At 72.4% G+C, this 9,038-nt stretch carries 7 protein-coding genes; 3 read left to right on the top strand and 4 right to left on the bottom strand.

Going from position 1 to position 9,038, the window contains the following annotated elements:
* From HZS56_RS15525 to HZS56_RS15510, 4 genes are all read right to left on the bottom strand, one after another.
* On the bottom strand, window positions 1–2,543 hold a 2,543-nt coding region (locus HZS56_RS15525), incomplete at its 3' end, for a sensor histidine kinase (protein WP_216721258.1).
* Between the two features lie 94 nt (window positions 2,544–2,637).
* Window positions 2,638–3,645: a substrate-binding domain-containing protein gene (locus HZS56_RS15520; RefSeq protein ID WP_216721257.1), complete on the bottom strand. Its 1,008-nt coding sequence runs from the start codon at window positions 3,643–3,645 to the stop codon at window positions 2,638–2,640.
* Between the two features lie 516 nt (window positions 3,646–4,161).
* Window positions 4,162–4,620, bottom strand: coding sequence for a DUF6114 domain-containing protein (locus HZS56_RS15515; protein WP_216721256.1), 459 nt, complete (start codon window positions 4,618–4,620; stop codon window positions 4,162–4,164).
* Entirely contained in the window at window positions 4,620–5,270 is a 651-nt protein-coding gene (locus tag HZS56_RS15510) for a DUF6230 family protein (protein WP_216721255.1), read from the bottom strand. Before HZS56_RS15510 ends, HZS56_RS15515 begins: the two co-directional genes overlap by 1 nt.
* Before the next feature lie 748 nt (window positions 5,271–6,018).
* On the opposite strand from HZS56_RS15510, the gene HZS56_RS15505 reads away from it, so the two are divergent.
* From HZS56_RS15505 to HZS56_RS15495, 3 genes are all read left to right on the top strand, one after another.
* Complete coding sequence (locus tag HZS56_RS15505; protein WP_216721254.1) at window positions 6,019–6,681, top strand: Tat pathway signal sequence domain protein; 663 nt, start codon at window positions 6,019–6,021, stop codon at window positions 6,679–6,681.
* A 280-nt stretch (window positions 6,682–6,961) separates the two neighbouring features.
* A complete protein-coding gene (locus tag HZS56_RS15500; RefSeq protein ID WP_216721253.1) occupies window positions 6,962–7,609 on the top strand; it encodes a ScbR family autoregulator-binding transcription factor in 648 nt (215 codons plus the stop codon).
* A gap of 124 nt (window positions 7,610–7,733) precedes the next feature.
* Window positions 7,734–8,945 (top strand): damage-control phosphatase ARMT1 family protein, encoded by a 1,212-nt coding sequence (locus HZS56_RS15495; RefSeq protein ID WP_216721252.1) that lies wholly within the window; start codon window positions 7,734–7,736, stop codon window positions 8,943–8,945.
* Window positions 8,946–9,038 lie beyond the last annotated feature (93 nt).

The following is a 9,038-nucleotide window of genomic DNA, read 5'->3' as shown; positions in this document are numbered from 1 at the left end:
GGGTGGGCGGGGGGATCGGTGGGATCGGTGGGGTCGTGGCCGAGGGCTGCGGCGCCCGTGCCGTCGTGGGCGTCGTCGTCCGTCTGGGCGCGCAGGGTGCCGCGCTGGAAACCGGCGAGGGAGGACGCGGCGCGGTCGGCCGTGAAGTCGGCCCAGTCGTCCGACGAACCGTTACTGCCGTCCCGGCCGCCGCGGAGGTCCTCGTCGCGCAATTCGGCGGCGAGGCTGGTCTGCGGCACCCGGCGGGGCAGCGGTGCGAGGCCGCTGCGCTCGGCAGCGGAACCGGCGGTCGGCGCGGGCCGGCTCACGGGGACCTTCCGCGACGGCCGTACGGGCCGTTTCGCGGGAGCGGGAGCAGGCGTGGGAGGAGAAGGGTACGCGGAAGCAGGCGTGTCAGGCGCCGCCGCCCGTCCGGCTCCGGCGGCCCCCGCGGCGCTCCCGGCGTAACGGCCGGACGAGTCGGGGGAGCCGGGAGCGGCGGACGAGTCGCGGGAGTCGGCCGGCTCGGCCGGGTCGGCCGGGTCGGCCGGGTTCGTCCCGCCGGACGCCGGCACTGCGGGCAGCGGCCTCCCGTCGGCGGTCGCGCTCCCGCCGGTCACGTCACGGACCACGATCTCGTACGGGATCAGCACGATCGCCGTGGTCCCGCCGTACGGCGACGGGCGCAGCGTGACGGTGATGCGGTGCCGGTGCGCGAGGCGCGCGACCACGAACATGCCGAGCCGCAGGTCGTCGGCGAGCGCCACCACGTCGAACTGCGGGGCCACCGCCAGCTGCTCGTTGAAGGTGTCGTAGTCCTCCTCCGACATGCCGAGCCCGCGGTCCTCGATCTCGACGGCCAGGCCCTTGGCCACCAGCGCCGCCCGCACTCCGACCGGGTTGGGGGCGGGGGAGTACGCGGTCGCGTTGTCGATCAGCTCGGCGAGCAGGTGGATCACGTCCGCCACCGCGGGCGGGGCGAGACCGACCTCCTCGTCGGCGTGCAGCTCCACGCGCTGGTACTCGGCGACCTCGCCGACGGCACTGCGCAGGATGTCGACCAGCGAGACGGGTTCGCGCCAGGTACGCCGGGGCTGCTCGCCGCTGATGATCACGAGGTTCTCCTCGTAGCGGCGCAACTGGCTCGCCGTGGAGTCCAGTTCGTACAGGCCCTTGAGGATCTCGGGATCGGTGTGCTCGCGCTCCAGGGCGTCCAGCTTGCCGAGCTGCATGTTCACGAGGTTCTGGCTCTGCCGGGCGATGCCCAGGATGACCTTCTGGAAGCCGCGCCGCGTGTCGGCCAGTTCGACCGCGGTGTGCACGGCGGTGCGCTGGGCCGTGTTGAACGCCTGGGCGACCTGGCCCAGTTCGTCGTTGCCGTAGTCCAGCGGCGGGGTCGCCGACTCCACGTCGACCTTCTCGCCCCGCTCCAGCCGGGCCACCACGTCGGGCAGCCGTTCCTGGGCCAGACCGAGGGTGGCCAGCCGCAGTCCGCGCAGGCGCCGGGACAGCGAGCGGGTGATGCGCCAGGACATGACGACGCAGAGCAGCAGGGCCACCAGGCCGCCCGCGCTGAGGACCCCGGCCTTGATCAGCAGGCCTTGGGCCTCCTCCGCGCTGCGGTCGAGGAGTCCGTCGGTCTGCTGCCGGATGAGCTGGCCGTACTGGGTGCGGATCTTCTCGAAGGCGGTGACCCAGCGCTGCCGTGCGTCCGGCAGGTCGATCCGGTCGTTGCCGCCCGCCCCGCGGGCCGCGAGCACCTGGTCCTCGACGTCCTGGAGGGACTTCCACTCGGAACTCGCGAGGATGCGCTCGGTCTGCGCCTTGGCGTCGCCGCTCAGGGAGGGCACGATCTGGTCCTGCACCAGCCAGCGCCGGGTGTGCACCAGTTGGGCGAACCGGTCCCACTGCTCCTCGTCCATCCGGTCGGTCGACCAGGCCAGCGTGAGCCGGGCGTCCTCCTGGGAGACCAGTTCGGCGGCGTGTTCGATGGCGACCAGCGGACCCGCCTGGGAGGTGAGGTCGCCGTCGTCGACCTGCGACAGTTCCTGGAAGGCGTGGATCTGCTCGTCGACGATCGAGGTGTACTGGTCGAGTGCCTGCTCGGCGGTGATGTCGCTCGGGTTGTCCACCTGGTTGCGGTAGTACTCGAGGCTGCCCACCGAGCCGAGGACCGAGTACAGCTGCTCCGAGACGCGGGAGGGCGCACTCTCGATCGCGGCGGACTGGCCGACCAGCTGCGCGACCGCCGCGTCCGTCTTCCGGCGCTGCTCGTCCAGTTCCGTCCGGTTGCTGTCCGGCGCGGCCAGCCAGGCGGCCGACAGGCTGCGTTCCCGCTGCAGCGCCAGGGCGGCCTCGGTTCCCATGGCGCCGGTGTCGCGGCTCAACTGCGTCTGCTCGCGCAGCCGCAGGCCCTCCGAGAACATCTGGATCGTCGTGACGCTCCACACCGCGGCGAGGGTGACGCCGGGGACCAGGGCGAGGAGGATCAGGGAGAGACGTATGGAGCCGAGGCGGCGCCGGGCACCCTTCTTCCTTGTCTTCCGTGTCTTCCGTGCAGACATTGTCGTCCTAGGCGTGTGGTGGGGGCGTTCGGTGGCGGTGTTCAGTGGGGGAGGGGAGCGGATGCGTGCCGGCGTCGGCTGCCGCGGCGCCCGGTCACCGGGTGCCTCCCGCGGCGTATTTGGCGACCTCGCCGGCGTTCGTACGGGTCACGAACGCGGGGCCGGTCAGGACCGGGGCCTCGGTGCCGCCGCTGACGTTGCCGTTGGTGCGGTACAGCCAGAGGGCGTCCACGGCCAGGTAGCCCTGGAGGTAGGGCTGCTGGTCCACGGCGAACTGGATGTCCCCGCGCTTGACGGCGGACACCAGGTCCTCGTTGAGGTCGAAGGTGGCGACGTGTGCGCTGCTGCCCGCCTGGTCGACCGAGTCGACCGCGGCCATGGCGAACGCCGCACCGTTCATGACGACTTCGTCGATGCTGTTGTCCTGCTTCAGCCGGGCGGCGACGGCCGTGCGGACCGCGTCCATGTCGGTGCCCTCGACGTAGAGGATGTCGGTCTCGCCCTCGAACGTCTTCTTCACACCGGCGCAGCGTGCCTCCACGGCAACGTTGCCACGCTCGTGGATGACGCACAGGGCGTGCTTGGCCTTGAGGGAGGTCAGCTTGTCGCCCACGGCCCGTCCGGCGACGCTCTCGTCCTGACCGAAATAGCTCAGGAGGCCGGTCGCACGCCAGGCGTCCATGCCCGAGTTGAGTCCGACCACGGGGATTCCGGCGGCCTTGGCCTCGGCCACGGGAGCCTTCATCGCCTGCGGTTTGGCCAGCGTCACGGCGATGCCGTCGGCCTTGTCGCGGACGGCGTCGCGCACCAGGTCCGCCTGGTCGGCGGTGTCGGCGTCGCCGGCGTAGGTGAGGTCGATGTCGTCCTTGGCGGCCGCCGCCTCGGCGCCCTTGCGGACGCGGTCCCAGAAGGCGTCGCCCTCATCGCCGTGGGTGACCATGACGATCTTCATCCGGTCGGAGCCGCCCGCCGAGTCCGTCGCGGAGCCGTCCTCGTCCCCGCCGAGGGCGGAGCAGCCGGCCGCCAGCAGACAGACGGCCGCGGCGAGGGCCGCGGCGCGCAGAGGTCCGAGGGAGTGGGTGGACGGGGGAGATGTACTCATGGGGGCTGGGGCACCTCGCTGGGCAGCGGAGCAGGAGGAACAGGACGAGAGGCCCGGAGACACGGGTCAGTGCGCCAACCGGGTGAAAATCGCCTGGCCGGAGCAAACCGTGTGTGGCGGCTGGGAGTCAAGTGATCAGCGACCTGGTGTGAGTCGTCGGTGCCGCATCGTGATGAAAAGCGGTTGCGAAAGCGGGCCGAAGCGGAATCCCGGGCGGTATGCCGCCACGCGCTCGCCGTACGCGGCGCACGGCGCGCGGGGATTGGCGCACGGCCACGTACCGGAAGCCAGGCGCCACGTACCGGAATACACCCGCACGTACGGGAATCCACGCGCCACACACCGGAATACACCCGGCACGTACCGGAATCCGCGCGCCCGGCTTGCGACGCGTGGCGGCGGGCTTGCACCGCGCGGTGTCCTGCTCCCACAACGGCTCCCAACGCGCGGTGCCCGGCGTCCGCGCTCCGGGTGCGTGCCGGAGCGCGGTTGCCGGGCGGTCCGGATGCCGGACGATCAGGCGGGGCCGCCCGCGCTCTGCTCCAGCGGCGGCGGGGCCGTGCGTGCGGCCCGTGCCGCCTTCCTGCGGCGCCGGCGGTCGCGGCGCGACTCCTGGTCCGGAAGCCAGCCGAAGACCAGGCAGCTGCCGACGCAGCCGAGGAGCAGCCCGACCAGGAAGCCGCCCAGGTTGGAGGTGACCCAGGTGCCAAGCGAGGCCAGGACGCCGATGAGTGAGTAGAAGAGGCGCTGGGAGGGGTTCACCAGGGTCAGCAGCCCGCAGAGCAGCATCACGGCCGGCAGCAGGTATCCCGCGACGCCCTGCATGCCGACGTGGATCACGACCTTGAAGGACGCCTTCATGGTGAACAGGACCTCCGCCCCGGCCAGGGTGAGCAGCAGCCCGCCCCAGAACGGCCGCCCCGCCCGCCAGTTGCGGAACGCGGCCCACAAGCCCCGGCGCCGGTCGCCGGACATCAGCAGCCCGACCCGCTGAAGCGCAGCTTCAGGCCGGGCAGTTTGAACACCCCCGCCGTGGTGGCGTAGTTGGTCTGACGCAGGTTCTTGATCTGCACGGTGTCGGCCTGCTGGCTGAAGACGCCGGTCGGACCGCGCCCCTTCGGCCCGGCCTTGTCCAGCGTGCCGGCGTCGTTGCCGATCTCGATGTTGTTGAAGGAGGCGTCGCCCGACAGGAACGTCGAGTCGGTCGTCAGATCGCTCGCCGAGACCCGGGTGCTCCCGTCGCCCGCGGTGATGAGCAGGTTGGTGCCGCCCAGGTCGACGCTCTGGCACAGCTTGGTGAGTTCGGCTTTCTTGATCACGGAGGTGACGACCAGAACCTGGCCCCCGGTGTCACCGGCGTTGGGGCTGCCCTCGGCCATGTTGTCGAGCCCGCCGAACTGGGCGAACCCGTTGCCGTCGAGTTCCGTGGCGGTGACGGTGAAGGGCATGCCGGAGATGGCGAACTGCACGCCGAGGGCGCCCTGGGCGGTGAGCACCGCCAGGGTCGCGGCGACGGCGGCGGCGGGCACCGCGAGGACCGCGGCCCGTCGCAGTCTGACCCGGCCGGGTCTCGCGGGCTCGGGGGTGTTGCCGGCGGACGGGGTGACGTCCGGGGACGGGGCCATAGTCTGCTCCCAGGGGCCTGGTGAACGCGGTACGGACTTGGATGGCGCGTTGTCCTGGCGCGGACAGCGGCTGGGGCGCACGTCTCCCGTCAACTCCCGGCGGTTGCAGGGACGTTCACGTTACGCACCAGTAGCCATTCGGGAAGTTACCGGTGGTTACAGTGCAGGGTCAAGCAAGTTGTGGGTAAAGAGTGCGGGTTGTGTGCCGCCTGTCGCGCTGTCCGTGCGGTGGGCGCGGTGATGCGCGAGAACCCGCCTTCGACTTCCGTCCGTGTGCTTGACGCAGACACGACAGCAGTCGTACAACTGGCCCTGCTTCCCGGATCCGTGGCGCCGGATCCGTTCCCGCGGCGATCGCCGCGTTCCCGGCCCCCTTGCCCCACGGGAGCTCCGCCGTACCTAGCGGGTCGGCCCCGAGTCCGCCGGTGTCACACCGCCCGTCGGCGGTGCCGCGCCGAGTGCACCACCGGCCCCTTGCTCCGCGCGCGTCACCGGTCCCTCGTTCCGCGTGCACCACAGGCAGGTCCGTCCCCCGCTCCGCGCCCGGGCTCGCTCTCCGCCCCGGCGGAGTGGCAAGGCATGCGTCACGGGCGAGGTCCGTGACGTCTCCAACATCGGCCGGCCGCACCCCCGCGGCCGGCCGGCCCCGCCCCTGCGCCGAACCCCGCTTCACCGAACTCTCCCTTGATCGAAGTCCGCTTGGCCGAAGCCCGCTCACCCAACCCCACGTCCGAGAAGAGGCCGTCGCATGCGTACACGTACTCTGCTCACCCTCACCGCCGCCGTCGCCGCCCTGACCCTCCCGGCGGTCCTGCCCGCCGCGGCCGGGACCGCCGCCGACACCCCGGTCCTCACCACCGGTGCCGCCGGTGGCACGCCCGTCGCGGTCGGTGACACCCTGGTCGCCCCCCTGGCGAGCGGCACCAGCGCCACGTTCCACTCCAGTGCGGACGGCAGCAGCGGCGTCTCCTGCACGTCCTCGCAGTTCACCGTCACCGTCACCGACAACCCCACGGCCCCCGGAACGGCCACCGAGTCGCTCACCGCCCACACCTTCGACAGCGCGAGCTGCACCAGCAACGTCACGGGCGTCCTCGGCGTCACCGGCATCAAGGTCGCCAACCTGCCCTACACCAGCACCGTGTCCTCCGCGGGCGCCGTCACCGTCACCCCGGCGAGCGGCTCCGCCGTCCGGACCACCGTGTCCCTGCGCACCCTGCTCGGCAGCATCGACTGCGTCTACGAGTCCCCGGGGCTGACCGGCACGGCGAGCAACGCCGACAACTCGATCGCCTTCGCCGACCAGCACTTCACCAAGGTCTCCGGCTCCGGACTCTGTTTCGCCGACGGCTGGTTCACCGCCACGTACGCGCCCGTGACCGACGGCAGCGGGACCGTTTTCGTCAACTGACCGTTTTCGTCAACTGACGGAAACCGGCCCGCAACAGTCCCGGCGATCAGTCGAACCGGCCGGATCCGCGCCCGGGTCGGCCGCTCCCGCCCGGTCCCGCCCGGCGTGCCCGGTCCGCCCACCGAGCCGGGCGGACCGGGCACCGGCACCGGACCTGGCCGCGGCGGACCCTTGGCCAATGATCCGGATCTGACGACCAGTTAGCCGGTGAGTTATCGTGTACAGGGGGTGCAGACAGGCGGCACGGCCTGTTGAGTTCCAGCCCAGGAGAGTTCAGCCGATGGCGAGGCAGCTACGCGCCGAGCAGACCCGCGCGACGATCGTCGGTGCAGCCGCCGACCTGTTCGACCGTCACGGCTACGAGTCGACCAGCCTCAGCGAGATCGTGGCCCACGCCGGTGTCACCAAAGGTGCCCTGTACTTCCACTTCGCGGCGAAGGAAGACCTCGCCCACGCCATCATGGAGATCCAGTCCACGACCTCGCGCCGACTGGCGGCGGAACTGGACGCGCGGGGCTACACCGCGCTGGAGTCGCTGATGCGCCTCACCTTCGGCATGGCCCGGCTGTGCGAGGAGGGCCCGGTGCTGCGTGCCGGACTGCGGCTGGCCGCCGGGGGAGTGCCAGTACGGCCGCCGCTGGCCCACCCCTTCACCGAGTGGCGTGAGATCGCGACGTCCCGGCTGCTGGACGCCGTCCGGCAGTCCGACGTGCACCCCGACATCGACGCGGCCTCCGTCGCCCACACCCTCGTCTGCTCCATCGTCGGCACCCGTCTGGTGAGCGGCGCCCTGGAACCGGCCGGGCGGCAGTCCCGCCGGCTGGCCGAGATGTGGCACATCCTGATCCGCGGCATGGTCCCGGTGACCCGACGCGCCCGCTACGTCACCCTCGCGGCCCGCCTGGAGCGCGAGACGGCAACGGCCTGACGGGGTCGGGGGGCCGACGGCCTGACGGGGTACGGGCGCCCGGGGCCGTACGTCCGCCGCGCGGGCTCCCGCGAAGGCGGCCGCTCCCCGCTCCCGCAGGGGCCCGCGAGGTACGGTGAGGCGCATGCCCGCCACCCCGGACGAGTCCGCTCCCGTCATCCTCGGCAACGAGCCCGGATCCTTCCCGCACGGCGTGCTCGCCGAGCGGCACCCCGCCATCGTCCGCCAGGTGCGCGAGTCGTTCCCCTACGGCCCCGAAGTGCGGGACGCCCTCGACGCGCTCCTCGCGAGCTGTGCCGACGGGGTGGTCGAACCGCTGCCCGCCGAAGCCGACCCCACCGGCCGCGACCGGGACCGCTGGGCGGGCTGGGGCATGGACGCGTACGCCGGCCGCTCCTGGTACGACGTGCCCTGGCTGTGGGCCGAGAGCCACTTCTACCGCCGCCTCCTCGACGCCGTCGGCCACTTCGGCCCCGGCGCCTGGCGGGGCGTGGACCCCTTCCGGCCCGCGAAGCTCGCCGAACTGGACGCTCCGGAGACGGACGAGGAACTCGCCGCGCTCGACGGCCTCGACGCGCTGCCCGCAGGCGAACGGACCCGGGCCCTGCTGCACGGCTCGCTCTGGGGCAACCGCGCCGACCTCGGCTTCCGCCTCTCCGCGGGCGGCGCCGGCGCGGGGGACCAGGCGGGCGCCCTCGTCGCCGACGACAGCGACACGCTGTGGTCCCTGCTGCCGCCCGCCCGGGCAGGCGCCCCGGGGCCCAGGACGCTGTGCCTCGTCGCCGACAACGCCGGCCGTGAACTCGTCCCCGACCTGCTCCTCGTCTCCCACCTCCTCGCCGAGGGGCGCGTGGACCGGGCCGTCCTGCACGTCAAGCCGTACCCGTACTACGTCTCCGACGCCACGCCCACCGACGTGCTCGACGCCCTGCGGCGGCTCGTCGCCGCGGGCGGTGCGGCGGCCGCGCACGGCGCACGGCTCTGGACCGCGCTCACCGACGGCCGGGTCCGCGTCCGCGCCCACCCCTTCTCCTGCGCGCCGCTGCCGTACGCGGACATGCCCGGCGACCTGCGCGAGGACTTCGCCGCGGCCACCGTGACCGTCCTCAAGGGCGACCTGAACTACCGGCGCCTGGTCGGCGACCGGTGGTGGCCGCCGACCACCTCCTTCGCGGACGTCACCGCGTACTTCCCCGGCCCGGTCGCCGCCCTGCGCACCCTCAAGTCCGACGTGATCACCGGGCTCGACGCCGGGACCGAGGCCGCGCTGGAGGCGAGCGGTGAGCGGAGCTGGCGGACGAGCGGGACACACGCGCTGATCCAGGTCAGGTACTGAGGGAGAAGTTCCCGTATTCCGGGCTGATTCACGCGATGGTGTGATCATGTCCTGCCCGGTGGATGTGCCCGAAGTGCCCTGGGTAGGGCCCGG

The organism is Streptomyces mayonensis (assembly GCF_018982965.1).
Classification (GTDB): Bacteria; Actinomycetota; Actinomycetes; order Streptomycetales; family Streptomycetaceae; genus Streptomyces; species Streptomyces mayonensis.
The sequence above is the reverse complement of the archived record's forward strand: the minus strand, read 5'-3'. Positions and strand labels throughout refer to the sequence as shown.

What these genes read in the sequence shown, in the direction of transcription:
- HZS56_RS15520 (WP_216721257.1), bottom strand. Translation starts at nt 3,645, where the DNA reads ATGAGTACATCTCCCCCGTCCACCCACTCCCTCGGACCTCTGCGCGCC.
- HZS56_RS15515 (WP_216721256.1), bottom strand. Translation starts at nt 4,620, where the DNA reads ATGTCCGGCGACCGGCGCCGGGGCTTGTGGGCCGCGTTCCGCAACTGG.
- HZS56_RS15510 (WP_216721255.1), bottom strand. Translation starts at nt 5,270, where the DNA reads ATGGCCCCGTCCCCGGACGTCACCCCGTCCGCCGGCAACACCCCCGAG.
- HZS56_RS15505 (WP_216721254.1), top strand. Translation starts at nt 6,019, where the DNA reads ATGCGTACACGTACTCTGCTCACCCTCACCGCCGCCGTCGCCGCCCTG.
- HZS56_RS15500 (WP_216721253.1), top strand. Translation starts at nt 6,962, where the DNA reads ATGGCGAGGCAGCTACGCGCCGAGCAGACCCGCGCGACGATCGTCGGT.
- HZS56_RS15495 (WP_216721252.1), top strand. Translation starts at nt 7,734, where the DNA reads ATGCCCGCCACCCCGGACGAGTCCGCTCCCGTCATCCTCGGCAACGAG.